The sequence below is a fragment of the Amycolatopsis sp. cg5 genome (assembly GCF_041346955.1).
Classification (GTDB): Bacteria; Actinomycetota; Actinomycetes; order Mycobacteriales; family Pseudonocardiaceae; genus Amycolatopsis.
The window spans coordinates 8,911,848-8,937,345 of the sequence record NZ_CP166849.1 but is presented as its reverse complement, the minus strand read 5'-3'; the positions used below and the strand labels follow the sequence as shown (position 1 = coordinate 8,937,345).

The following is a 25,498-nucleotide window of genomic DNA, read 5'->3' as shown; positions in this document are numbered from 1 at the left end:
CTTGTGGCCACGAGCTGCCGGTTATCGGCGGCGCAAGACCACGGGAGAAACGTTGACCGAGCACATCGCACATCCAGCCCACTTCGACGACGATGCTTCAGCTGTTGTCGTCGAACGACTGACCATCCACGACCGCGAGGTCGCGCGTGAGGCCCAACGGTGGATCTCTGGTGCACGCGGCCCACTGGTGGAGGACCCCGGCACACTCGCACAGGCCGACCTGACGAACTACGTCACCGAGGCAGTACGCATCGGCGCCCATGCGTTGAGTGTGACCGGCCAAGCCCAAGAGGCCCAGGCATTCGAACGGATGCTCAAGGACGTAGGAGACAAGACCGCTCATTCCACAGCCAAGGCGGCCGAAATCACCGCGCAAGCCGTGCGAGAAGCGTCCGAAGCCGTCATGGCGGTGGCACGCGACGCCAAGACGGCCATCACCGAGGCTGACACCCGCAATCGCAAGGAACTCACCACGGCGGTGACGACGGCGAAACAGGACCTGAATGCTGAGTTGCGTCGAATCTTCGCTGGTGAGAGCCCGGAGTTGGTCGAGCGCCTCCAGCCGGTGCTCGACAAGTTCGGTGCCGACCTCGATGCGAAGGTGAGTGCGGGAACCGCAGAATTGCTAACGAAGGCCGCGAAGCAGTTCGACCCATCCGACCCGACCTCGCCGATGGCCAAACACGCGGCAGAGCTCACCGCCCAGCAGGTGCTGCTCACCCAGCAGCTGGTCAAGCAGCACTCCGAGCTGACGAGCAAGATCGAAGAGATGTCGACGGCGATGCGCGTCCGGCAGGCCACGACTGCCCTCGCCAAGGTGACGCCGATCAAGGGAGAGTCCTACGCCGGCTCGGTACACACCGTGCTGGTGGGTATCGCCGCAGGACTCGGCGATGACTACATCGATACCAGCACGACCACCGGGCAACTGCCTCGTTGCAAGAAGGGCGACGGTGTACTGAGTCTGAACGACGGCACCGCTCGGGTGGTCGTCGAGATGACCGACTCGGCCCGCGCTGGCTGGACTGACTACTTCGGTGAAACCGAGCGCAACCGGGATGCTGTCGCATCGCTCGGACTTGTCCGCACCATTGACCAGAACGGTGGTCAGATCCTCCGGGTCATTGGCGCCCAGCGGCTCGTGATGGCCTTCGACCCCGACAACGACGCCCCCGACCTCCTGCGCACCGTGGTCATGCTTCTGCGGACGACCGCCATCGCGACGGCGAGCCGCAAGGGCGTCCATCAGGTCGCCACGGCCGAAGAGAAGATCGCAGAGGCCCTCAACCACCTAGTGAAGATCGATTCAGTCAAGAAGCTGTCCGCCACGATCCAGAAATCTGCGACGAAAATCGACAGTGAGTGTGCAGCCCTGAACTCAGCCGTCCGCCGTCTGCTTGATGAGGCGCAGGTCGCGTTGGCCGGGACCCAGGCCACTGGCCCGGAACTCGTCAGCACGACCGAGGCAAACGGTGCCGCGTGACCGGGGATGCGGGCGGGTTGCCACGATCGGTGGCAAACCGCCCGCATCAGCCACGCCGACTACCAGAGGAGACTTCGCAGCTTGACCGGCTGTGGACGCCGCACTGCGCGTTTCACTCCCTCACCGCTCGGGCCCTTGTGTACCAGCAGCTGACCAACAGGCCGCGGCCAATTACCACGTTTTTCTTCAGGGTATCGCCGTGGCCGGTAGGGTACTGCGCGAGGCATAAATTGATTGAGAAGCGAACCGATAGCACGCAGATGTGTTCTAAATATTGGAGGACATACATGTCGCTTGGTAAAATGGACGACGAGATTGAGGATCTCGACACCCTCTTTGTTTCATGGCAGGAGCGAGGCGTTCAGCTCAGGAATGTTTCAGATCAGCTTAGGTGGATCATCGCCCGGTTCACTGCTTATCATGATGGCAATTCGGGCGGCGATATCCGATGGATTGTCGAGGATTTTCGTAAGGTATCAAACACTGTGGACCGGAGTGACTTCGAGAGCTTGAATCTTCGCACCTCAAGGCTGCACAACCGTGGAGTCGAGGTAATGCATCCGGATCGGTCCGCCAATCCAGTGCCATCGCCGTTTGTGCGGCGTATGCCCCCTCTGCAGGAGGATATCGAGGCGAAGCGGAGCGACCGGCTCGGGCGACACGCCACTATGTATGAAGTTCATATTCGCCAATCGATTGAGCACTTCTGCGATGCCTGGATGGCGCTGATAGATGGCTCCTTGATCTGCGACTGGGATATGATTGACGACGAGTTTCCGAAGCTGGCCGAACTGGTTGACGAGGTCGATCGAGCGTTCGCCATCTGGTCATCTTTGCGTCGTTGACCAAGGCGCTAGGCGAGCCGCCGAATGTGGAGCTCGACATGCGCCATGGAAGAGCCTGGCGCATGTCTCAGGCTGAGTCTAATGAGTTGTCGAATCAGCCTGAGGCAATGGTTAACGTTGCGGTTGCAAATCTTAACGATCCGAACGTCGACCCGGTCACCTCAAGGTAGAGCTGGGTAATGAATGGACTTCGCAGGATTGCTGCAACCTCTTCTTTGAATCGAAGCTGTGCGTTCGCGTCGCGGTGAGCCGGAATGTGTCCTGCTCGCCACCCGCGCAAGACGCGACGGCCGAACTTGTTCGCCCCGGCGTCTCCGTCCAGCTCCGTGCCGACTAATCCACCGCACTAGCGTCGTACACCTGCCTGAATTGGCGTTTTATCGCTCAACCGACACCCTTGCATGAATCACTGAATATTTTCTGGTATCTTTTTGAGGGAGAGGCGGAGGTGTGGCGTGACCGGAACCAGCAAGGACGCCGTCGCGCAGCCCCGGATGCTGGTGCTCGCCCGTGAGTCGCGGTCGCTGACGCAGGGGCAACTCGCCGCGGCGATGAGTGCGCTCGACGGTCCAGGGAGCAAGATCAGCCAGGCCTACATCAGTCGCGCCGAAGCGGGTCGGCTGGCAGTGTCCGGTGAGCGCCTCAAGGTGCATGCCCGCACCCTTGAGTACCCGGTGGAGCTACTGTGCGTGACCGCGCAAGAGTTCGGCGCAGGCGCCGGACTGGTGCATCACCGAAAAAAGCAGGCGGCCTCAGCAGGAGATCTCAAACGGATCCACGCGGTCCTCAACCTGACCCGCATTCAGCTGCACGCTCTGCTGCGCGATGTTCCTCGTCCGGCAGGTAAGGGGATCCCGAAGATCGCCGTTGACGCGCTGACCACCCCCGCCGACGCCGCACGTCGACTGCGGGCCGAGTGGACCAGCTCGGGTGGTCCACTCGACTCGGTGGTGGAGTTGGCCGAGGAGACCGGCGCGTTGGTCGCCTACCGCAAGCTGGTCGCACCAGTACCGCTGGATTCCGGGACCGAGTCCGTGCCGGTGGACGCGGTCAGTTGTTCCCCTAGCGGCGAGGATCCCCTCGTGCTGCTGAATGTCGGCACCCCGGCCGAACGGCAACGGTTTACCCTGGCCCACGAGCTGGGGCACATGGTCATGCACGAGGTCCCACATCCCGAGCAGGAGAAGCAGGCCAACAGCTTCGCCGCCGAGCTGCTGATGCCGGCGCGCGACATCCGTGCGGAACTGGCACGCGGCCAGGTCACGATGTCACGGCTCTTGGCGCTCAAAGCGCGGTGGAAAGTGTCGATGTGGGCGTTGCTGCGCCGCGCTCACACCCTTGGGATTCTCAGCGATTGGCAGTACCGGGGCTTAGCGGTCGAGATGTCGAGCCTCGGCTACCGCACCAGCGAACCTGGCACGTTGGAGAGCGAGATCCCCACCGCCGTCGCCTCAATGCTTACCTGGCATTTCGAACAGGGTCGCGACGTCGCTGAGCTGGCCGGCCGGGCACTTCTGTCACCGCGCGAATTCACCGACCTATATCTGCGCTGTCCCGCTCCAAGTACAGGGACAGCTTCTCGTTCCTTGTCGTCCGCAGTGGGTGAGGTAACCCGATGACTGACAACACCGTCGTACCTGACTCTCTACCCGAGCCGCGGCCGTCCAGCGACCGGATCGCCGAACGGGAAGTCGCTCTCCGCGCCCTCGCCGGGCAGACCGCGCCCGCGAAACCCGCCGGAGCGGCGGGGATGCTGACCGACCGGATCCTGCTGCACACCAGTTGGACGATCGGCCGACAACTTCTCCCGTTGCTGCCCAGCAGCGTCGGGGGACTGGTGTTCCGGGGAAGCGGAGCCGCCACCGCCATCAAGCACCTGCGCAAGACCCGGTTCGACCGGCCGATACTCATCGATCCCGAGGGCTACACCCAGGCCGCCGCCACCGAGGACATCCCGTTCGTGCTGACTTCCGACGATGACGGCGGGATGTTCGGCCTGACGCTCGAGCAGGAGCTGCAACGGCAACGCGACTGCGACGCTGACGTCATCCTCACTCCCACCGGATACTTCTACGCCGGCGACAGCGACGCGCTGCGGGCCGCGGTCGACATCGCCGGGCAGCTCGAGGGCGATGACGTGATGTTCAGCGCTCCGCTCGATGTCGCCTGGTTCACCGACGAGCACATCGAGCACCTCATCGCTGTTCTGGCCGGCCTCTCGATGCCCAAGGCCGTGTTCCTCGGCGGTCAGTTCGACCCGATGCAGCGCTACAAAGCCGCGGTGGTCAACCTCCGGAGGTTCATCGCCGAGGCCGGCGACATCGCGGTGTTCCGCACGGACCTGACCGGGTTCGACGTCATGAGCCACGGCGCGTTCGCCACCTCGATCGGCAGCGGAGGTAGCCTCCGCCACATGATCCCGTTCGGCCAATTCGCGCGGGCCAACAAGGACGACACGTCCCCCAGCGTCTTGTTCGGCGACCTGATGTCCTTCCACAAGGGTTCCACCCTGCACACCAGGTTCGCCGACGCTATCCGCCCACCCATCTGTGACTGCCCCGCATGCGGCGGCCGCGCCCTTACGACTTTCCTCGACCGCGCAGACAGCAATCTCGCCCACCAGCACAGCATGTGCACTTGGGCATCCTGGATCGAGGATCTACTCAACCGGCGCACCCTCGCAGACCGGGCCACCTGGTGGCGCAATCGCTGCGCCGGCGCGATCACCCACACCGACGTTGTGAACATCCAGATCAACCAGCCCGAGGGGTTCACTCCGCCCGACACACTCCGCGCGTGGGCCGAGCTTCCAGCCTGGTTGTCCGCGACCCAGCCGACGACGAAGCGTTCACGCACCCGGTGAAGCCGTCAGCTCCAGCTGGCGGTAGATCTCCTCGGCGAACCACCAGTGCGCCGACGTATGCGTTTGACGCACGTACGGCTGCGGGTCCTGCAGTACCTGTAGCTCTCCCGCGCTGAACACGCAGATCCCGATTCCGTAGAACGACGCCTGTGCCCGCGCATCCTCAAGATCAGCCGGCGGTGTCGCCAGTAGCATCGCCCGCGCACAGAATGGCGCGAACCGACCCGCCTTCCGCAACCCTTCCCGCCAGGTCGAAGCCGCGACCAACGCGAACCGCACCGACATCGGCGCGATCGCGCGACGCACCAAACGGCCGCCAGCGTCGCATTCCACGATCCCGCCCGGTGCTCGGCGCAGCAGTTGCTGTTCCCGACCGTTCAGGTCCGCCTCGCTCACCGGGACGCCGACCGGTAGCCCCATCAAGGCGTCTAATACTCCGCGCTGAGTGATCGCGCCTATCCCCATCGTTTCCCGCCGCGCGACCTCGACGGCGTCCGGGACGTAGGCGATCCCCGCGGCCGCTCCGAACAGTCGAACCCGAGCGCTTGGACAGGACTCGAGTTCACTGAAAGCGCGCGTATTCGTCACGGCGGCACGAACTGCCTCCGCAACCCCCACGCGGCTCACGACTCATCCACCTCAAACTCGGCCAGGTCCACGGCAACGGCGCGGACTCCATCCCACAGCGTGCTCTCTCGTCGCCGATACCAACAGCGTCGATCTCCCGGCATCCGGCCCAACCTCTCCACCAACCCCACTTCGATCAGGTCCCGGATCGGCCCGTAATACACGCTCGTGAACACCCCACGCTCATCCGACAGCGCCGACAGGTTCACCCCCTGATCCCCGGCCTGCGCCAACGCCAACAGCAACTCCAGCTTGTGCCGATTCCCGAACACCGCCGCCGACACGCGACGACCAGGAGAACAGTCCGCCAAAGACACGCGCCCAGCATACGCGATTCGCGAATCACGAATCAAGGTTCCTGGACAACAGTGACTCCAGGTACGGTCGCTGGAAGATCTGGACTGTGCCCCTCCTGTCGATTATCGAAATGCGGCCCGAAACAATTTGAGACATGCAACGAAACTCGACAAACCCAACCCAGCTGAAACGTTCATCGGCCAGCTCGGGACAGGCGACTTAGTAACATTTCGAATACTGGCACGCCAATAGGCAAACGCCGCACCATGCGCGGCGGCAAAGTCCAGATCTCGACCTGCGTGACGCCGATTCAGACCCAGTCTGACCAGGGGTAAGACGTGCGGCGAGGCCATCCGGCAACCCAGCGGTACGGGAGCACCAATGGAGCGCTGCGCGAATCGCAAGTAGGAGGATTTGCCAGGTCAAAAAAGAGAATCAACAGGCAGGTTGCAGATTGCCAGGAAATCGCCGATAAAGCGTTATGGAAGCCAGGTGTTTAAAAGTCCGCAGCTCTGCCAATTGAGCTAACGACCCGTGTGCTCAAGCCTACCGGGCGGTCAACCGGGTTACGTGCGGCGGGTGCGGCGGAGCCACCAGAGGCCGATGACCGGCAGGACCAGTGGGATGAAGAGGTAGCCCTGGCCGTAGGCGGACCAGACCGTGGCGTGGGGGAACGCGGCCGCGTCGAAGACGCTGAGGGTGCCGATGGTCAGGACGCCGATCAGCTCGACCGCGCAGGCGACGAGTGCCACGCGCCACCAGGAGGCTCGGGCGAGCGCCACTGTCGCGACGACGTAGACGACGGCGGCGAAGGCGGAGAGGAGGTAGGCGAGGGGGGCTTCGTGGTACTTAGTGGTGATCTGGACCGCGGCGCGGGAGGTGGCGGCCAGTGCGAAGATCGCGTAGACGGCGACCAGTACCCGGGAGCCGCCGGTCACGCGGGTTTGCTCAGACATGCCAGACCTCGTTCAGTCGGAGGACCATCACCGGGATGGCCAGGCAGGCGATGCCCAGCACGGCCGTGCTGGACCGGCTGCGCTCGGCGAGCGCCCAGACGGTTCCGACGGGCAGTACCAGCAGGGAACCGATGAGGTAGGCCAGGTAGGTGGCCATGCTCGCGGGGCGCTGGCCGCCGATGAGCAGCACGATGCCCACCACGAGCTGGGCGATGAGCAGTATCTCGACGACCGCGAGTGCGCCGAGCAGGGCCCGGTCGGGGGCCTTGTTGCGGGCGGATTGGACGAAACTCCAGACAGCAACCAGTGCTGCACAGAGCGCGACCGTCACCGCGAAAGCCGGGATCACAGTTCCTCCATTTGCCACTTCGGGGTCAAAGTACTACTAGGCCGGATGGCCTTCGGTGGCCGACCGCCGGCGTGCGCGTTCGCCTGCGTGCGCGGGCGTCTTCTCGTGCAGTGGCATGGGAGGTTGTACGTGCAGGTTAGACGCTATGCTGTAAATAAATCACAAACCGGGCTTAATGGCGTGCTGTCAATTCGGTATCCCGTTATTCCTTATGACTGTATGGGCCTGATGGTCGTTTGATTTCGTTTTGTTACACCCCGTCTGGGTGGTTGTGGATCTGTCATTTATCACTGAGCGCAATGTACTCATGGGTAGTGGGCATTCTTGTCTACCCTGATCAGCCCAACTGAACCCCCGGGTTGGCGGATTGGCCCGGCGGCCCCCGGCGTGCGGGAATATTCCTCGTCATCGAGCGGCACTGACCGCTTGGCTAAGGGGCGGGAAAGGGCTGGCATGGATCTCCGGTACGAAGCGTTTTGCTTCGCGGATCCGTTGTTCTTCGATGAGCAGCGAGAATCCGGGACGCCGGAGGAGGATTACGCCGCCCTGCTGCCGTTGCCCGCCTCGGGGTGGACGTCGTACGACCGCGGCATCTGGCGTACGCTGGACCCGGACGCCAAGTTTTTGCCTTCGCAGGGCTGGAAAATCCACATCTCCGCTGGTCTGGACAACGCGGAGCGGGTGCTCACGAAGGTCTACGCGTACTGCGTCGAGCACGAGATCGCGTTCAAGCACCTGCGCAGCAAGGGTATCCTGCTCGCCCGCAATTCCAAATACGCCCCGCGTGAGGGCAGTGGCAAGCTGATCACTATTTATCCGGTGGACAACAACCAGCTCGAACGCCTTCTTGTGGATCTTTCCCAGGAACTCAAGGGTGAGCACGGCGCATATATCCTGAGCGATCTTCGCTACGCGGAGGGCCCGCTCTATGTGCGCTACGGTGGGTATACCGAGCAGTGGGTCGAGAAGGACGGCAGCCGCGTGCTCGCCATTCAGCGACCGGATGGCACATTGGTTCCCGACAAGCGGGAGCCCACCTTCTCCTTCCCTGATTGGGTCGAGCTGCCTGCTTGCCTCGCGCCGCACTTGGCGGCGCGCAAGAGCGGTGATCCCGCGCAATTCCCCTATCAGGTGAAAAGCTCCATGCACTTCTCGAACGGCGGCGGGGTCTATGTCGCCGACCGCAAGTCGGACGGGCACGAGGTCGTCGTCAAGGAGGCCCGCCCGCACGCAGGCCTCGACCGCGATCTGATCGACGCCGTCACCCGGCTACAGCGCGAGAAGGACGTGCTCGAGCGACTAGCCGGCATCCCAGGCATACCCGAGGTGTACGAGCACTTCACCGTCTGGGAACACCACTTCCTCGCCATGCAGTACGTGGTGGGCGACTCGCTGGGCAACTGGCTCGCCCGCAACTATCCGCTCACCCGCCGGGACAAGTCCGAACAGGACCTGCTCGACTACCGTGACCGCGCGCTCAAGGTGATCGACGCCGTCGAGACGCTGGTCGGCTCCATTCACGAGCGTGGCATCGTCTTCGGGGACCTGCATCCGCTCAACATCATGATCGACAGCGAGCACGACGACGCGATCTCGCTCATCGACTTCGAGATGGCGTTCGACGTGGCCAGCTCCGGGCGGCCCGCGCTCGGTGCGCCGGGTTTCCGGGCACCCGCCGATCGCACCGGCTTCGACATCGACGGACACGCGCTCGCCGCGCTCCGGCTCTGGATGTTCCTGCCGATCAACACCTTGCTGGAGTTGCTGCCCGCGAAGCTTCCGTCGCTGGTCGACTTCGTGCTCCGGCGCTTCCATCTTCCGGACGAGTACGGCCAGGTGATCCTCAAGGGGCTCGCCAGGCAGGACGCCGAGCCGTCGGTCAGCGTGGCCAACGAGCTCGACCAGTCCGAACCCGACTGGACGGTCGTGCGCAAGCGGATCGCCGCGGCGATCCTCGCGAGCGCGACACCCGAACGGCACGACCGGCTCTTCCCTGGTGACATCGAGCAGTTCCGGGTCGGTGGGGCGTGCTTCGGGTACGGCGCCGCCGGCGTGCTCCACGCGCTGGACGCCGCCGGGGCAGGCCGGTATCCCGAGCACGAGAAATGGCTGATCGAGTCGCTCAACCGGGAACCGCCGAACCGTCCTGGTTTTTATGACGGAACGCACGGAATCGCGTATGTGCTCGAAAACTTCGGGTATTCCGAGCAGGCCAGTGAACTGCTGGCGTGGTCGGCGAAAATGGTGGACGAGACCAAGGATCACGCGCTCGAAGGCGGGCTCGCCGGTATCGGTCTCACCCAGCTTCATTTCGCGACCACGCGAGGCGACAACGAGTTCGGCAGGCAGGCACTCAACACTGCTGTTAAGCTTGCCGAAGCACTGGAAGTCGCTGAGCCACCAGGAAAATTCGGTCGAGCCGGGTTGATGAACGGCTGGTCTGGATCGGCTCTGCTGTTCATCCGGCTGTACGAACGGACCGGCGAAAAGGCCTGGCTCTCCTTCGCCGACCAAGCTTTGAAACGCGATCTCGAAGAATGCGCGACGACCGACGACGGATCACTTCAGGTCCGTGACGGTGAAAAGCGGACGCTGCCTTATGTCGGCATCGGAAGCGCGGGTATTCTAATGGTCGCGGAACAATTGGCCAGACACGCGCCCGATTCGGAAAGCGCCGAAAGCCTGCCCGGCCTTCGGATGGCTTGCCGAGGCGAGTTCGTCATCCACCCCGGGCTGGTGCTCGGCCGGTGTGGCCTGATGACGGCGCTGGCCATGGACGCCACCGGCGGCTCACGCGATGCCGTCGACCTGCACTTGTCCAGGCTGTCCTGGTACGCGCTGCCGTACCAGGGTGGGCTGGCCTTCCCCGGCAACCAGCTGCTCCGGTTGTCGATGGATCTCAACACCGGTGGAGCGGGCGTGCTTCTCGCGCTCGCGGCCACTTTGGACGGGAAACCCGTGCTGCCGTTCTTCAGCGGCACCCCGTCCCCACGAACTACCGGTCGATGACGGCCGGTGGAAAAAAGGATCAACGAAGGGAACCATCATGGAACTCGTTCTCGACCTGCAGGCCCTGGACACCCCCGAGCTCTCCGAGGGCATGGGCCACAGTGGCCACGGCGGCGGCGAGCCGAGCAACCTGTCGCTGCTCGCTTCCTGCACCAACAGCACCATCTCGCTGCTGACCTGCCACTGATCCTGGCTTAGGTAACCGGCGCGGGAGCGGCACAGGCCAAGTGCGCCGCTCCCGCGCCTTCATTCTGCTTTAAGTAAAAGCCTAACGGCACCTTCTTGAGAGGTTCTCAGATGACGGGACCCGGTGATCGCCTGCTCGCCGAGGTCGCCTGGCTCGATCGGACCCGCCTCTTCCTCATCGTTTTCGCCTCGCTCGTCGCCACCGCGGCCGGGCTGTTGCTGCCCGGAGCGCTCGCCGCCGCCGTGGACGCCGCCGTCTCCGGCAGGCCCAGCTGGCCAGAAGTCCTGTGGCTGCTCACGCTCGGCGCCGCCGAAATCCTCGCGGACGTCTTCGGCGGCATCTGGTCCATCAAGGTCACCAGCTCCGGGACCGCCTGGCTGCGCCGCAAGCTCACGGATCGGCTGTTCGCGCTCGGCACCCGCTCCCCGTTCGCCGAGGGCGACGCCATCAGCAGGCTCACCAGCGACTGCACCGGCGCCGGCGCGATCGCCTCGATCGTCATCCAGCTCTGCACCGCCGTGCTCATCTCCGGCGGCGCGATCACCCTGCTGGCGCTGCTGGACTGGCGACTCGCCGTGGTGTTCCTCGGCAGCATCCCGTTCGCGTTGCTGCTCGCGCGCACCCATCTCAAGCACACCGCCGACGATGTCCTTACCTACCAACAGGTCTCGGGTGAGATCGCGGCGAGGCTGCTCGACGCCGTCGGCGGGCTGCGCACCATCGCCGCCGCAGGTATCGCCGACCGCGAGTCCGACCGTGTACTCCGCCCGCTGCCCGAGCTGAGCGGCGCGGGCCGCGGCATGTGGCGCACGCAGGCGCGGATGGTCTGGCGGTCGTCGCTGCTCATCCCCGCCGTCGAGATCTGCGCGCTCGCGGCGGCCGGATTCGGGGTGCTGCAAGGCAGATTGTCCATCGGCGACGTGCTGGCCACCCTCGGTTACGTGGCGCTCGGGATGGCCATGATCACCCGGATCCCACTGCTGACCACGCTCGCGCGCGCCCGCTCGTGCGGCGAGCGGCTCGCCGAGGTTTTCGGCACCCCGGTGCCCGAACCGGGTACGAAACGGCCGCGAAACGGCCAGGGAACCGTGGAATTGCACCAGGTCACGGTCGCGGGCGCGCTCGAAGAACTCGACTTGACCGTGCTCGGCGGCACCTATCTCGCGGTGGTCGGCCGGTCCGGTTCCGGCAAGTCCGTGCTCGTCGAGGTGCTCGGCGGGCTGCGGCCGCCCGATCGTGGCCAAGTGCTGCTCGACGGCGTCGCGCTCGACCAGCTGCGCACCGAGGAGTTGCGCGCGGTCGTCGGCTACGCGTTCGAGCGGCCGGCACTGCTCGGCGCCACCGTAGCCGACGCCGTCGGCTACGGCTCGTGGGCCGGTGACGGCGCGGTCGAGGACGCCTGCCGCCGCGCGCAGGTGCACGACGTCGTCGTCCGGCTTCCGCACGGCTATCACACCCCGCTGACCGAAACCCCGCTCTCCGGCGGGGAAGCGCAACGGCTCGGCCTCGCGCGCGCGATCGTGCACAACCCCAAGGTCCTCATTCTCGACGACGCGACGGCCAGCCTCGACACGGTCACCGAAGCGGCCGTCGAGCAGGCGATCGAGAGCGCGTTGCCGGGCCGAACGCGCGTCGTGGTCACGCATCGCGCGACGACGGCGGCCCGCGCCGACCTCGTCGCCTGGCTGGAAGACGGCCGGGTGCGCGCGGTCGCGCCGCACCGGGCGCTGATGCGTGAACCGGGATATCGCGCGGTGTTCACGGAGGACGACTCGTGAGCGTCCACCAGCTGTATGGCTCCGCGCTGGGAAAGCAGTGGCGCGGTGGCCTGATCCTGCTCGGCTGCTCCGTGCTCGAAGGCGTGCCCGCGTTCTACTCGGGCCGTCTGGTCGAGCTGGCCGTCGACCGCGGTTTCGGCGTCGGCGATCCGCTGACGGGCATGACCTGGCTCGCGGTGTTCGGCGTGGTCGCGCTGCTCGGCGCGATCGGCTCGCGGCTGGTGTGGCAGCAGCTCGGCAAGGTCGTCGAACCGTTGCGTGACGCGCTGGTCGAGGCGGTCGTGCGCGGGGTGCTGCACGATCCGGCGCCGCCGCGCAACCAGCCGGACGCGAGCGGGGTCGCGCGGATCACCCAGCACGTCGAGGTCGTCCGCGACGCGACCGCCGGGCTGTTGGTGCAGGCGCGCGGCATGATCGTGACGACGTTCGCCGCGCTCGCCGGTCTCTTCACCGTCGCGGGTGGACTCGCCTGGCTGGTCGCGGCGCCGGTGCTCGGTTCCATCGTGCTCTTCGCCTGCCTGCTGCCTTCGCTGGCACGGCGTCAGCGCGCGCTCGCGCTGGCCGACGAACGCACCGCCGAGACCGCGGGCACCACGCTCGCCGGGATGCGTGACGTCGTCGCGTGCGGCGCGGAGGCGACCGCGGTCATGGCGCTGCACAACTCGGTCGACGCGCAGGCGGCCGCGGCGATGGCGGTCGCCAGGTCCAGCGCGCTGCGGACGCTCGTGATCTCGATCGGCGCCTTCCTGCCGCTGGTGCTGGCGTTGCTGGTCGCGCCGAGCATGGTCACGGCCGGGACGCTGACCGCCGGCGCGGCGCTCGGCGCGCTCGTCTACCTGGCGACGACCATGCAGCCGGCGCTGCGCGGGCTCGCCGCGACGGCCGCGACCGTCGTGCTCAGGCTGCTGGTCGCGTTACGACGGCTCGCCGAGACGGCGGAGATCCCCGAGCCGGTCGACGGTGACGAGGAGCCTTCCGACGCCGTTGTCAGCGTGCGTGAGCTGACTTTCGGCTGGGGTGAACACGCCGAGCCGATCGTGCGCGGGCTCGACCTCGACCTGGTCGCCGGCGACCATCTCGCGGTCGTCGGCCCGTCCGGTATCGGCAAGTCGACACTGGCCGGGCTGATCACCGGCATGCTCGAACCGCAGGAGGGCCGAGTGCTGCTCGGCGGCGCGCCGGTCCGTGACACCCCGGCCGAGCTGCGGCACCGGCTCATCGCGTTGATCCCGCAGGAGGCGTACGTCTTCGCCGGGACGGTCCGCGACAACCTGGCGCTGTTCGCGCCGGACGCCACCGACGACGACCTGCTCGACGCCGCGGACGCCGTCGGCGCCGGTGATCTGGTGGAGCGGCTCGGCGGGCTGGACGGCGAGATCGGCCATGGCCGCGAAGGCGTTTCCGCTGGTGGAGCGCAACTGCTCGCGCTCGCGCGGGTCTACGCGACGCCCGCGCGGATCGTGCTGCTCGACGAGGCGACGGCCAATCTGGATCCGCGTGCCGAGGCACGGGTCGAGCGGGCTTTCGCCGCACGCGGCGGGGTGCTGCTCGTGATCGCGCACCGGCTTTCGTCGGCGCTGCGCGCACGCCGCGTCCTGGTCATGGACGGCCGCGAAACCGCTCTAGGCCGCCATGAGGACTTGCTAAGGCTCTCGCCGCGCTACGCCGAGATGATGCAGGCCTGGACCGCGCCGAGCCCCAGTCCCCGGCCGCGCACCGGCGTCCCGCTCGCCCGCTGACCAGGCAACCCGGGATAAAGCCCGCTTTACTCCCGGGGATTTAGCGGGCTTTATCCCGCGGAGTAAAGCCCGCTTTATCCCGGGTTTCAGCAGAACAGGGGCCAGAGGATGCAGGGCTTGGTGGTCGGCGTCGGCGGCGGGTTCGACGGCGGCTTCGGCGAGGACGGAGTCGGCGAGCCGGTGGTCGACGGGTCGTCGCTGCGCGGACTGGTCGAGCCCGTGGTCGGCGTGCCGCTCGTCGGGGTCGAGGTCGTGGTGGCCGAGCTGCTGGTCGACGTCGAGTGAGTGCTGCTGGGCGACGAGCCGTGGCCCGCGCCGGACGGGTTGTCGTCCGTCGTGGTCGTCTCGGTGGTCTGCGTCGTGTCGCCGCCGGCCACCCCAGAGGTGCGCGACGGCATCTCGACCATGGTGATGTGTTCTTTGCTGTCGGCCTGCTCGGCTGCCGAGCCGAGGCCGACCAGCACGGCGGCCGTGCCGCAGCCCATGATCACCGCGGCCATCACGGCCATCACCCGCCAGCGTGACCGCGACGGCGGCGGGGGTGGCACCTGCGCCCAGCCTTCGCGCGCGAGCAACTCGGAAACCGACACCTCGTGCTTCACGCGGAGTCCTTTCCAGCCGACGGGTCATCGCTGCTGCGGGCGCAATACGCCTTTTTATCGAAAAACACCGGGTCGCGGGAGTAGTTAGGACAAAATTAACCAAGATCCCAGATCACCCGTCCGGGGGAAGAATAACTAGTCCTTGTGCCGGTGCGTGATAGGCCCCACAGCTACCGTCCGCCTGCTGGGTGACATCACAGTGGATTCACAGTGGAAGCAGCCACGCTGAACAGGTGCTCGACCAGCTGGAACGCCCGCGCCTGTCCAAGCTCCTTCCGACGCCGCGCGGCACCCCGTTCACCTTCGGCTACCTCGTCGTCCTGCTCGCGACGACGCTCGTGGTGCGCTTCGCCGATCCGACGCTCACCTCGAAGCTGCTGACGCTTTCCAGCACCGACGCGCACAACCTCTGGCGGCGGCCGTTCCTGGCGTTGTTCGCCAGCGCGCTGTGGGTCGGCGGTGATCTTTGGCTGCCCTATTTCTTGATCTTCGCCGTGCTGGTCGCGCCGCTGGAACGCCGGTTCAAAGCCCGCCGGACGGCCGGGGTCTTCTTCGCGGGACACGTGCTCGCGACGCTGCTCACCGAGCTGCCGGTGATGTGGGGGATCAGTGCCGGCCTGCTGCCGAGATCCGACGCGCACTGGCTCGACATCGGCGTCAGCTACGGCTTCTTCACGACGGCGGGCGCGCTCGTCTTCCTGCTCGCACGCCGCCGCGCGCTCGCGGTCGCCGGGCTCGGCCTGTTCGTGGTGGTGATCTACCTGAGTGACGATCCGTCGAGCCTCGAAGCCATCATCACGCTGGCCGGTCACGCCATCGCGGCGCTCTTCGGGCTCCTCTGTTGCGGACCCTGGCTCGCGCGTTCCCCGAAAAAGTGATATCACTTTGCTATCACCGACTGAGGGGAAGAAGACATGACCCAGGTTTCGATGCCACGCCCGCAGATCCACGAACGCCAGGCAGGCGGGATGCCGGGGCTGCCGGCGCTCGGGCTGGCGATCCTCGTCATCGCGGGCGCCGGCCTGCTGATCGCCGCCCAGATCACCATCACCACCACCGTGATCGGCGGGGTGATCGCGGCCATCGCGCTGTTCTGCACCAGGGGACTGACCATGGTCGCGCCCGGCCAGGCGCAGGTGCTGCAGCTGTTCGGCCGCTACCAGGGCACCATCCGCGCCGACGGGCTCCGCTGGGTCAACCCGTTCACCGTCCGGCGGCCGATCTCGACCAGGATCCGCAACCTGGAGACCGAGCAGGCCAAGGTCAACGACGCCGACGGTAACCCGATCGAGGTCGCGGCCGTGGTCGTCTGGCAGGTCGAGGACACCGCGAAGGCGTTGTTCGAGGTCGACAACTTCGGCGCGTTCGTCGCCATCCAGGCCGAGACGGCCGTGCGGCACATCGCGGGCAGCTACCCGTACGACGCGCACGAGGAGAACAAGCTCTCGCTGCGCGACAACGCCGAAGAGATCACCGCGAAGATGTCGGCCGAGATCTCCGCCCGCGTCGAGTCGGCAGGCGTGAAGATCATCGAATCGCGCATCACCCGGCTGGCGTACGCGCCGGAGATCGCCCAGGTGATGTTGCAGCGGCAGCAAGCCGGCGCGGTCGTCGCGGCGCGGACCAAGATCGTGGAAGGCGCTGTCGGTATGGTCGAACTGGCGCTGCAGCGCCTGTCCGAGCAGGAGGTCGTCGAGCTGGACGAGGAACGCAAGGCCGCGATGGTCAGCAACCTCCTGGTGGTGCTGTGTGGTGATCGTTCCACGCAGCCCGTCGTCAACACGGGGTCCTTGTACCAGTGACGGAGCGCAAGAAGATCCTCTTGCGCCTGGACCCGGCGGTACATGACGCGCTGGCCCGGTGGGCGGGTGACGAGCTGCGCAGCACGAACGCGCATCTCGAGTTCCTGCTCCGCCGGGCTTTGGCGGAGGCGGGCAGGCTGCCGAAGGATGTGGGAAAGATGCGAGGTCCTGGCAGGCCGCCGAAGGATTCTGACTAGAGGATGTCCTCATTCATGCCGAACCCCTAATCTGGACCCTTGAGCCGGGCGCTGGTCTGGACCTCTTGGGCGAAGTGAATGGATCGGATGGGCTATGGAGGCTGATTTCCCCGACGGGCAGCTCGCCGTCGGGAGCAGGCTCAGCCGCGGCATCGTCGCGGACCTCTCCCTGTCCACCGAGTCGGCCGTGATCTGGTCGCTCGGCCTCACCGACGGGACCGTGTCGTGGCTGCCCGGCCTGGAGCTGGTGCTCGGGATGGCGGGCTCGTCGGAGTACGAAGTCCGGGCCCGGTTGCTGGAGCTCATCGAGCCACTGGTCAGCGCCGCCCGCGCCCGGGACGTCGAGCAAGACCTCGAGCTGGAGCAGCGTTTCGAGACCTCATGCGGCGCGACGCGCTGGGTGAGGTTCCGCGCCCGCTCGGTCCGCACCGGCGGCACGTACAACCTGCTCGGCATCGCGGCCGACGCCACGTCGCGGCACGAGGACAAGAAGGCGATGGCGGACCTGACCGACCGCTACCGGCTGCTGGTCGAGCTCAGCCCGGACGCGATCATCGTGCACGAGGCCAAGCGGCTGGTGTACGTCAACTCCGCGGCCATCCGGTTCCTCGGCGCGACCTCCGCCGTCGAGCTGCTCGGCAAGGAGATCACCGAGATCGCCGACCAGGCGTCGATTCCCGGGATCCTGAAGCGGCTCGAGTCGCTGGTCGCGCCCGGTTCGATGACCCAGCCGGCCGAGGCGGTCCTCAAACGGCTCGACGGCGGCACGTTGAGCATCGAGACGGTTTCGGTGCGCACGACCTGGGAGGGCAGGCCCGCCTTCCAGGTGATCATGCGCGACATGTCGGCGCAGCGGGCGGCCGAAGCCACCCTGCGCTACCAGGCCGCGCTGGTCAGCCATGTCAGCGACGCGATCATCGCGACCAGTGTCGCGGGTGTCGTGACCAGCTGGAACCCGGCCGCGGAAGCCGTATACGGCCGCTCCGCCGCCGAAGCGGTCGGCCGCCGGGTCGACGAGGTGGTCGGCGCCACGCTCGATCCGCTGGCGGTGCTGCTGGCAGGCGGCGTCATCCAGGCCACGCACCGGCACGTCGACGGCACCGCGCTGGAGATCCGCGTCTCCGCCGCCGAGATGAACGACGGCTACGTGCTCGTCTGCGCGGACGAGACCGCGCGCAGGCGGGCCGAGGAGCACTTCAAGACGGTCGTCGCGTCGCTCGACGAAGGCGTCGTGGTGGTCGGCCCGACCGGGCTCATCGAGTCGGCCAACCCGGCCGCGCAGCGCATCTTCGGCATCCGGGAGAGCGACCTCGTCGGCATCGAGTCGACCTCGCTGGAGCTGTACGACGAATGCGGCAAGCGCATCCCGCCGGAGTCCTACCCGGCGCAGGAGGCCCAGTGCACGATGACCTCGCGCAGCCGCCGCGTCGTCCGCCTGCGCCGCCCCGACGGCCGCAACGTCTGGCTGTCGCTGACCTCCCGCCTGCTCGATTTCGGTGACACGGCACCGGCTTCGGTGGTCACCTCGTTCACCGACATCACCGAGCGCCGCGCGATCGGGGAGCGCCTCGAACACGAAGCCACCCACGACCCGCTGACCGAACTCGCCAACCGCACGCTCGTGCTGTCCAGGCTCAGCACCGCGCTGCGTCGGCCCGGCCGCGCCGACGTCACCACCGTGCTGTTCATCGACCTGGACAAGTTCAAGGTCATCAACGACTCGCTCGGCCACAGCGTCGGCGACAAGGTGCTGCGGATCGTCGGCGAGCGCCTGCACCGCGCCGTCCACCGCGAGGACCTCGTCGGACGGCTCGGCGGCGACGAGTTCGTGGTGGTCACCAACAGCATCGTCGACCCCGCCGAGATCAGGGCGCTGGCCCAGCACCTGCGCGAGTACCTGACCGAGCCGATCACGGTCGACGGCAGGCAGCTCCACATCGACGCCAGCATCGGCATCGTGATCGCCGACTCCTGCGACGGCCGCACCGCCGAAGACCTCCTCCGCGACGCCGACGTCGCCATGTACCAGGCGAAAACCCTCGGCCGGGGCCGCTACGAGTTCTTCGACGTCGAACTGCGCGAGCGCATGCAACGCAGGCTCCGCCTCGAACAGGACCTGCGCGACGCGCTGCCCAACGAGCAGCTGTGGACGGCCTATCAGCCGGTCGTCGACCTGCAGACCGGCCGCATGGTCGCGGTCGAGGCACTGATGCGCTGGAACCACCCCCAGCACGGCGCCATCTCCCCGGTCGAGTTCATCGGACTGGCCGAGGAAAGCGACCTCATCAACGTCATCGGCACCCACATGCTCCGCAGCACCACCCGCGAGCTGGCCGCCCGCCGCGCCGAGCACGACATCGACATCCACCTCAAGGTCAACCTCTCGGTCCGCCAGCTCGACGACCCCCAGCTGGTGCCGGTCGTCCAGGACGCACTCGCCACCACGGGCCTGCCCGCGAACGCGTTGTGCCTGGAGGTCACCGAGAGCGCGCTCATGCGCGACCACGTCGCGGCCGCGGAGATCCTCAGTTCCCTGCGCGACGTCGGGATCCGGCTGGCCATCGACGACTTCGGCACCGGGTATTCGTCGCTGGCCCAGCTCCAGCGCCTGACGCTCGACACGTTGAAGATCGATCGCTCGTTCATCACCGGCATCGGCACGTCTCGCGACGCCGAAGCCATCGTCACCAGCATCATCGCGATGGCGCACGCGGTCGACCTGACGGTCATCGCGGAGGGCGTGGAGACCCAGGATCAGCTGGAAATCCTGCGCGACCTCGGCTGTGACCAGGCGCAGGGCTTCTACCTGGGACGGCCTTCGCCCGCCGACGACCTCTTCCCGAAAGTCGCCTCGTTCCGCTGGCACACGCCATAACTCTGGGTATCGATCTTAGCTACCCTAAGTGTTCAAGTTGTAAGTGTGTGTGTGACGATGTATACATGAGCTACGAGCTGTGGTGGCCCGACGAAGAAGCGGAGCACATTCGAACTCGGGACGTCCGCTATCCCGGGGCGTTGAACATCGAGCCGGCCTGGACTTATGAGGCGGCGAGCGACCCCTGTCGTGTCGTTCGTGATCCCGACCCCAAAAGTGTGCGCGGCGCGATTCGGCTCATCGGGTTCTCGGCAACCGCCGGAGCGGTCCTGACTGTGATCATCGACGCGGTCGACCATGCGGGGATCACCGCATGGAAGACCCGGGGTGCCGATCTTCGTGAGTATGAAGAAGGAGTTGACCGCGCATGACCGACGCAGTCGATCGGGCTCGCCGAAGGGCGATCCGCGCCGAGTATGCAGAAGAGGAAGCCGAGGCCGGCGAAGCTGAAGCCCTTGAGAGTGCGCAGGCTGTGCTGTCCGTGCGCATTCCGAAGCAGCTCGCCGAAGAGCTGAAGGAGCGAGCCGCCGCCGAGCACATCGGCACGTCGGCTCTCGTGCGCAGGATTCTCACCAAGACGATCCACGCTCGCCTCGAAGAGCCGCCGCTCACCGAAGAGCGTGTCGAGATGATCGCCCGGCGCGTCTTCCGAGAGTTGAGCGAAGGCTGAATCGCGCAGGGGAGAAGGCTCGCCGTCGGGCGCTTCTGGCCGAGCATGTCCATGAGGAAGCGGAAACTCTCATGATCAACGCCGAGTGTGCGTTGAGTGGCGGAAGCGTTCAGCACTTCTTTCAGGTGTCGCGGAAAGGCTGAATCTGCTGCTCCAAATGGCTCATGTCCACTGCTGCCATTTGCCGGGAACGCTACTTTGAGTTTTAGCTCGGTTACGGAAAGATCAAGCTGAACTCAGGGGAGGGCTCGTCGTGGGGCCGTGCACGATGACGTGGGTCCGGGAGCAGGCGTCGGCGCTGGTCGCCGAGATGACCGGCGATCCGTTCGGGAGCTTCTCCGCGTCGGTTTACGAGACCGGGCGGGTGGTTTCGCTCATGCCGTCACTCGACGGACATGACGAGCGAGTCCGCTATTTGCTGCGGCAGCAGCGTTCGGACGGCGGCTGGGGCGGGCCCGGACTGTACGGGCTCGCGCCCACCCTCAGTGCCATCGAGGCGCTGCTGAGACAGCCGGGCGAAGACGCGCGCAACGCCGCGCAGCGTGGGCTCGAATCGTTGGTGGACAACGGAATGGTGCCGGACACCGTCGCCGTCGAAATCATCGTTCCCGGTCTCGTGCAGGAGATCAACGCGCGGCTCGGCAAGGAGCTGGCCGTGCCGGGCGGGATGACCGCCGAGACGCTGGGAAAGCTGCGCGAGATGATGGACTGCGGCCTCGCGCTGCCGACCAAGCTGCTGCATTCCTTGGAGGCCTTCGGTTCTCGCGCGCGCGGCGCCGATTTCGTCGAGGCGACCGAGTACGGCGTCGGGTGCTCGCCGGCGGCCACCGCGAGCTGGCTGGGTGACGGGCAGGTGCACCCGTATCTGGCGGCCGTGCAGGATCCGGAAACGCGGGCGGTGCCGGTCGCCGCGCCGCTCGCCGTGTTCGAGCGGGCCTGGGTACTGTCCACATTGGCCGGTGTCGGTGTTCCGTGCACGGTGCCCGGCGACATCGTCGACTGGCTGGCAGGCGAATTCGGCGAGTCAGGGGTCGCGGGCGGTGTCGGGCTGCCGCCGGACGCCGACGACACGGCTGCCGCGTTGCACGCGCTCGCCAAGCTTGGCCGTCCGCGCTCGACGGACACGTTGCGCGGCTATCGCGTCGAGGACCACTTCGCCACGTTCGCCGACGAGCGGACCCCGTCGACCACCACGAACGCGCACGTCCTGCAGGCGCTCGGTGCTTCGCGCGACGGCCACCAAGAGGTCATGGGCAAGCTCGCCTTGTGGCTGCGAGACCGCCAGGAACGTGACGGCAGCTGGCAGGACAAGTGGCATGCTTCCCCTTACTACGCAACGGTTTGCTGCGCGGTCGCGCTCGCCGAGCACGGTAACGAGGTCACGGCCGGTTCGGTACGGGACGCCGTCGGCTGGGTGCTGGCGAACCAGCGGCCGGACGGTTCGTGGGGACGCTGGGATGGCACCTTCGAGGAGACCGCGTACGCGGTGCAGGTCCTGTTGCGTACCAACATCTCGCACGCGGCGATCCCGGCGGCGGCCGCGCGGGGATGCGAATTCCTGTTCCAGAACCAGGATGCCGACCATCCGCCGCTGTGGCACGACAAGGATCTCTACACGCCGTTGCGGATCGTGCGAGCGGAAGGGTTGGCCGCCATGTACCTCGGGCTCGCCAACGCCGAAGTCGCGCGACTGCTGGCATTTTCGAGATGAACACCGCCGAATTCAAACTCGCCTTTCGCACGCTGCCTTTCTTGAACGCTCAGGCGGACAATAGGGACGGCGTGCTGGAACTCGCGCCGGGTCGGCTGCTGGTCTGGAATCCCGACGCGATCGACGAGATCTTCCATGCCGATCAACGGCTCGGGCATCCCGGCAGCCGGACGATGCGCTCGGTGCTCGGTCACAAGTCGTTGCTGTGGACCGAAGGATCGCGGCATCTCGCCTATCGGCGCGCGCTCGGCCCGGCGCTGCGTGGCAAGCGGCTGGCCGGATATCGAGAGCTCATCTCGGAAATCGTGCAGTCGTCGCTCGGCGCGCTGACCGAAGGCCGGGTGATCGCGCTGGCGGACTGGACCCGCGCGGTCGCGCTCCGGGTCATGGCAGGCATCACGGTCGGGCGTGACGGCGAAGCGGTGCTCGCGCCGTTCACCGCGTGGATGGACAAGGCACTCGGTTCGCGAGGCCGCACGCTCGCGTATCGCTACCTGCGCGGAAGCCTTCCGACGTCAGGTGAGGAGCTGGACCGGCTTCTGGTGCGGAGCGCGAAACGTTCTTCGGGTTCGCTGGCGGCGTTGCTCACCGCGGGCGAACCGCCGCTGGGCCCGCTCGACGACACCGAGTTGCGCGACCAGCTCGTCTCGCTGCTGTTCGCGGGACACGAGACCACGGCGTCCGCGATCGCGTGGACGTTGTACTGGCTCGACCGCAATCCGCGGGTCCGACAGGACATTGTGGACGAACTGGCGTCCACAGTGGAGGACGGCGCGTCAGCGGCCGACGTTCCCTTGCTGCACGCTGCCGTGCTGGAGGCGTTGCGGGTGACGCCACCGGTTCCGGCGGCGGGTAATCGGGTGTGCACCGAAACGGGTGAGGTCGGCGGCAGGCCCGTGTGCGCGGGAACCGTGCTCACCCCCAGCATCTACCTGGCACATCATCGCCGCGAGCGGTTCTCCGACCCGCACGGATTCGAGCCGGGACGATTCCTCGATCGGAGGGTGGCGCAGGAGGACTTCTTCCCTTTCGGCGGCGGGATCCGGCATTGTCTGGGCAGCGAACTCGGCTTGATGGAGGCCAGGATGATCGTCGCCGCGGTGCTGCGTTGCCGCGAACTGCGCTGCGTCAATCCGGCGGCAGGCGTCCCGAGACTGCGCGGCCACGCGATGGCTCCGTCGCCCGAACTGCGGATGAAGGTCGTCGCGTGTCACGCGTAGCCGGCGCGGTACTGGTGGTCCACCGCCTCGAATTCCCGCTGCCCGTCAGCTACCTGTGTTACGCGGTCTGGGGCGCCTGCCTCGCCCGCGGCGACATCGCGATCTTCGCCGAACCGCTCGTCTACCTGACGCTGCTCGCGAACCTCCTGCTGATGACCGGTGGCCTGGCGCTGAACGTCGCCGTCGACCTCGAAACCGACCGCCGTCACGCCGGGAAGGATTACCTCGCGGGCGCGACGCTGCGGCTCGGCCGCGCGCGGGTGCTGCACCTGTCGATCGCCGAAACCACGGTCGCGCTGGTGCTGGCCGGGTTGATCGCGGCGTGGACGACGCATTGGGCGGTGGTGGTGTTCGCCGGGATCACGGCGTTGCTGCACCAGCTGTACAACATCGACCCGTTCCGGCTGAAGCGGAAGGTGGCCGGGCCGTTCGTGTTCGGCGCCGCGATGGTCCCGTTGCCCTGCCTGCTGGCGTACAGCGCGTTCCGCCCGGACTTCGAGCCCGCGCTGTGGCCGTTCCTGCTCGGGGTCTGCTCACTCAGCGTCGGCCGGACGATCTGGTGGTCGGTGCCGGACCACGCGGTCGACACGGCGACCGGCTTCACCACCCCGGCGGTCAGGTTCGGCAGCGCCGGCGCGCTCCGGATGGCGAGCCTCACGGTGCTGGTCGGCACCGCGCTGCTCGGCTGGTCGCTGTGGTGGTTCTACGGGCCGGTCTGGGCGGCGGCGGGCATGGCCGCGCACGTGATCTTCTTGCTGCGGATGACTTCCAGCATCTATCCGCGGCACATGCTCAAGCACACCATGCCGATCGTGATGCTCGGTGACCTCGCGCTCGTGGTCATCCCACTGATCGCATGACCCGTTTCCGCCCGAGGCCCGCGTGCACGTGCGCGTGATCGGGATTGTGCCCGACCTCGTCTTCCAGCGGCCGCCACAGCGGCACGGGCACGACACCGGGTTCGATGATTTCCAGCCCGGTGAAGAACTTCGCGAACTGCTCGCGGTCCCGCAAGGTCACCGCGGGCGGCTGCCCGAACATCCGGCTGAACATGTTGAGCCCCTTGTCCAGCTCCTCATGGTCCCCGAAGTGCGACAACCCGAGGTAGCTGCCGGGACACAGCGGTTCGAGGTAGGTGGACACGAGCCCGCGCGGGTTCTCGCTGTCGGGGAAGTTGATGAGCATCTCGATCATCAGCACGGCGACGGGTTCGGTCAGATCGATCAGCTGCCTGAACTCGGTCGCGCCGAACACGGCCTCGGGCCGCCGGATGTCGGCGCGAAGGTACGCCGCGTTGTCGTTGCCTGCCAGCATTTCCCGGCCTTCGGCGGCGACGCCGGGGTCCGAGTCCACGTAGACGACCCTGGTCGACGGCGCGAGTTCGTGCGCGATCTCGTGGACGTGTCCCGAAGCGGGCACCCCCGACCCGAGATCGACGAACTGCCGCACGCCGTGCCCGATGAGGTAGCGCACCATCCGCGCCAAGAGCGCGCGTTCTTCCCTTACCAGGTAAGGAACATGCGGAGCGCACACCGCGATGTGATTGGCGAACAGCACATCCCCGTCAGCGTGGTGCCCGCCTTCCAGCCAGCAGTCATTGATCCGCGCGATACTCGGGTGCTCGGGCGCATGGCCATCGGCAGCCGCAACAGGTAGTGCCACTCCAGGTACTCCTCTTGCACAAAGTTGCCGCCACCATATCCGCCCCCGCGAGACCCATCCACCCCAACAGAACCCTCATATGCCACCCACACGAGTGATAAAACCAAGCCCCCCAACCACCCCCAGTAAAACCCCCACGTCAGCCCACCCTGACACCCAAGTCCCCAAAAGCCCCCCGCCCGCCCACACCCGGACGCCACCCGCACCCGAACGGACGCCACCCGTGCACAGCCAGACGACACGCGTACACAGCTGGACGCCACGCGTACCTGAACGGACGCCACACGTACCTGAGCAGTCGGCTCACACGACCCCACCGACCAAGACCCAGAGCGCAAGCCGGGAGGGGCGAGGCCGAAGTCCCGCGAACGCGGCAACAAAAAAGAAAACCCCAGCCATCTACGCAAAGGCGGTAGAGGACTGAGGGGGTCCGGGGGGCGCAGCCCCCCCGGCTGGGGTGTGGGGGCTTGGCCCCCACATAAAACAGCACCGGCTCGCAATGGGAGCGCGAAGCGCGAACATTGCGAGCCAACGAGACGGTGCCCAGGGCCGGGGTCGAACCGGCGACCTCTCACTTTTCAGGCGAGCGCTCGTACCAACTGAGCTACCTGGGCGAGACGCCGAAG

At 66.6% G+C, this 25,498-nt stretch carries 23 protein-coding genes and 1 tRNA gene; 17 read left to right on the top strand and 7 right to left on the bottom strand.

Translation table 11 applies throughout. The features are described from left to right. Positions 1–52 precede the first annotated feature (52 nt). The 4 genes from AB5J62_RS40650 to AB5J62_RS40635 all read left to right on the top strand — a co-directional run bounded on the left by AB5J62_RS40650 (position 53) and on the right by AB5J62_RS40635 (position 5,191). Positions 53–1,483, top strand: coding sequence for a Fis family transcriptional regulator (locus AB5J62_RS40650; protein WP_370945339.1), 1,431 nt, complete (start codon positions 53–55; stop codon positions 1,481–1,483). A 302-nt stretch (positions 1,484–1,785) separates the two neighbouring features. Then, complete coding sequence (locus tag AB5J62_RS40645; RefSeq protein WP_370945338.1) at positions 1,786–2,328, top strand: hypothetical protein; 543 nt, start codon at positions 1,786–1,788, stop codon at positions 2,326–2,328. A 455-nt stretch (positions 2,329–2,783) separates the two neighbouring features. Beyond that, positions 2,784–3,947 (top strand): ImmA/IrrE family metallo-endopeptidase, encoded by a 1,164-nt coding sequence (locus AB5J62_RS40640; protein ID WP_370945337.1) that lies wholly within the window; start codon positions 2,784–2,786, stop codon positions 3,945–3,947. Continuing rightward, complete coding sequence (locus AB5J62_RS40635) at positions 3,944–5,191, top strand: hypothetical protein (RefSeq protein ID WP_370945336.1); 1,248 nt, start codon at positions 3,944–3,946, stop codon at positions 5,189–5,191. The genes AB5J62_RS40640 and AB5J62_RS40635 overlap by 4 nt, the downstream gene beginning before the upstream one ends. On the opposite strand, the gene AB5J62_RS40630 is transcribed toward AB5J62_RS40635, so the two are convergent. The 4 genes from AB5J62_RS40630 to AB5J62_RS40615 all read right to left on the bottom strand — a co-directional run bounded on the left by AB5J62_RS40630 (position 5,177) and on the right by AB5J62_RS40615 (position 7,420). Continuing rightward, positions 5,177–5,818 (bottom strand): hypothetical protein, encoded by a 642-nt coding sequence (locus AB5J62_RS40630; protein ID WP_370945335.1) that lies wholly within the window; start codon positions 5,816–5,818, stop codon positions 5,177–5,179. The genes AB5J62_RS40635 and AB5J62_RS40630 overlap by 15 nt on opposite strands. Further along, entirely contained in the window at positions 5,815–6,135 is a 321-nt protein-coding gene (locus tag AB5J62_RS40625) for a hypothetical protein (protein WP_370945334.1), read from the bottom strand. Before AB5J62_RS40625 ends, AB5J62_RS40630 begins: the two co-directional genes overlap by 4 nt. 546 nt (positions 6,136–6,681) lie before the next feature. Next, the gene (locus AB5J62_RS40620) at positions 6,682–7,071 is read right to left on the bottom strand and encodes a hypothetical protein (RefSeq protein ID WP_370945333.1); all 390 of its coding nucleotides are present in this window, start codon (positions 7,069–7,071) and stop codon (positions 6,682–6,684) included. After that, entirely contained in the window at positions 7,064–7,420 is a 357-nt protein-coding gene (locus tag AB5J62_RS40615) for a hypothetical protein (RefSeq protein ID WP_370945332.1), read from the bottom strand. Before AB5J62_RS40615 ends, AB5J62_RS40620 begins: the two co-directional genes overlap by 8 nt. A gap of 453 nt (positions 7,421–7,873) precedes the next feature. Here AB5J62_RS40615 and lanKC point away from each other — a divergent pair, with 453 nt between their 5' ends. The 4 genes from lanKC to AB5J62_RS40595 all read left to right on the top strand — a co-directional run bounded on the left by lanKC (position 7,874) and on the right by AB5J62_RS40595 (position 14,133). After that, entirely contained in the window at positions 7,874–10,429 is a 2,556-nt protein-coding gene (lanKC, locus tag AB5J62_RS40610) for a class III lanthionine synthetase LanKC (RefSeq protein ID WP_370945331.1), read from the top strand. Between the two features lie 37 nt (positions 10,430–10,466). After that, positions 10,467–10,616 (top strand): SapB/AmfS family lanthipeptide, encoded by a 150-nt coding sequence (locus AB5J62_RS40605; RefSeq protein ID WP_370945330.1) that lies wholly within the window; start codon positions 10,467–10,469, stop codon positions 10,614–10,616. 110 nt (positions 10,617–10,726) lie between these two features. Further along, positions 10,727–12,394, top strand: coding sequence for an ABC transporter ATP-binding protein (locus AB5J62_RS40600; RefSeq protein WP_370945329.1), 1,668 nt, complete (start codon positions 10,727–10,729; stop codon positions 12,392–12,394). Beyond that, the gene (locus tag AB5J62_RS40595) at positions 12,391–14,133 is read left to right on the top strand and encodes an ATP-binding cassette domain-containing protein (RefSeq protein ID WP_370945328.1); all 1,743 of its coding nucleotides are present in this window, start codon (positions 12,391–12,393) and stop codon (positions 14,131–14,133) included. Before AB5J62_RS40600 ends, AB5J62_RS40595 begins: the two co-directional genes overlap by 4 nt. 86 nt (positions 14,134–14,219) lie before the next feature. Here the strand turns inward: AB5J62_RS40595 and AB5J62_RS40590 are convergent, their stop codons facing one another. Continuing rightward, positions 14,220–14,735, bottom strand: a complete 516-nt coding sequence (locus tag AB5J62_RS40590; protein WP_370945327.1) for a serine/threonine protein kinase — start codon at positions 14,733–14,735, stop codon at positions 14,220–14,222. Positions 14,736–14,968: 233 nt separating this feature from the next. Here AB5J62_RS40590 and AB5J62_RS40585 point away from each other — a divergent pair, with 233 nt between their 5' ends. From AB5J62_RS40585 to AB5J62_RS40545, 9 genes are all read left to right on the top strand, one after another. Then, complete coding sequence (locus tag AB5J62_RS40585; protein ID WP_370945326.1) at positions 14,969–15,613, top strand: rhomboid-like protein; 645 nt, start codon at positions 14,969–14,971, stop codon at positions 15,611–15,613. A gap of 36 nt (positions 15,614–15,649) precedes the next feature. After that, entirely contained in the window at positions 15,650–16,537 is an 888-nt protein-coding gene (locus tag AB5J62_RS40580; RefSeq protein WP_370945325.1) for an SPFH domain-containing protein, read from the top strand. Beyond that, the gene (locus AB5J62_RS40575) at positions 16,534–16,734 is read left to right on the top strand and encodes a hypothetical protein (protein ID WP_091288431.1); all 201 of its coding nucleotides are present in this window, start codon (positions 16,534–16,536) and stop codon (positions 16,732–16,734) included. The genes AB5J62_RS40580 and AB5J62_RS40575 overlap by 4 nt, the downstream gene beginning before the upstream one ends. A gap of 94 nt (positions 16,735–16,828) precedes the next feature. Then, entirely contained in the window at positions 16,829–19,609 is a 2,781-nt protein-coding gene (locus AB5J62_RS40570) for an EAL domain-containing protein (RefSeq protein ID WP_370945324.1), read from the top strand. A 65-nt stretch (positions 19,610–19,674) separates the two neighbouring features. Beyond that, the gene (locus tag AB5J62_RS40565) at positions 19,675–19,980 is read left to right on the top strand and encodes a hypothetical protein (RefSeq protein WP_370945323.1); all 306 of its coding nucleotides are present in this window, start codon (positions 19,675–19,677) and stop codon (positions 19,978–19,980) included. Continuing rightward, entirely contained in the window at positions 19,977–20,279 is a 303-nt protein-coding gene (locus AB5J62_RS40560; protein WP_370945322.1) for a ribbon-helix-helix protein, CopG family, read from the top strand. The genes AB5J62_RS40565 and AB5J62_RS40560 overlap by 4 nt, the downstream gene beginning before the upstream one ends. 268 nt (positions 20,280–20,547) lie before the next feature. Then, positions 20,548–21,990, top strand: coding sequence for a prenyltransferase/squalene oxidase repeat-containing protein (locus AB5J62_RS40555; protein WP_370945321.1), 1,443 nt, complete (start codon positions 20,548–20,550; stop codon positions 21,988–21,990). Positions 21,991–22,031: 41 nt separating this feature from the next. Beyond that, positions 22,032–23,210: a cytochrome P450 gene (locus AB5J62_RS40550; RefSeq protein WP_370945320.1), complete on the top strand. Its 1,179-nt coding sequence runs from the start codon at positions 22,032–22,034 to the stop codon at positions 23,208–23,210. Continuing rightward, positions 23,198–24,070 carry a UbiA family prenyltransferase gene (locus tag AB5J62_RS40545; protein ID WP_370945319.1) on the top strand — a complete coding sequence of 291 codons (873 nt, stop codon included), beginning with the start codon at positions 23,198–23,200 and terminating at the stop codon, positions 24,068–24,070. The genes AB5J62_RS40550 and AB5J62_RS40545 overlap by 13 nt, the downstream gene beginning before the upstream one ends. Here the strand turns inward: AB5J62_RS40545 and AB5J62_RS40540 are convergent. Together AB5J62_RS40540 and AB5J62_RS40535 are read right to left on the bottom strand one after the other, a co-directional pair. Beyond that, positions 24,051–24,872 carry an SAM-dependent methyltransferase gene (locus AB5J62_RS40540; RefSeq protein ID WP_370945318.1) on the bottom strand — a complete coding sequence of 274 codons (822 nt, stop codon included), beginning with the start codon at positions 24,870–24,872 and terminating at the stop codon, positions 24,051–24,053. The two genes, AB5J62_RS40545 and AB5J62_RS40540, sit on opposite strands and share 20 nt — an antisense overlap. 540 nt (positions 24,873–25,412) lie before the next feature. After that, positions 25,413–25,486: transfer RNA gene (locus AB5J62_RS40535), tRNA-Phe, on the bottom strand. Positions 25,487–25,498 lie beyond the last annotated feature (12 nt).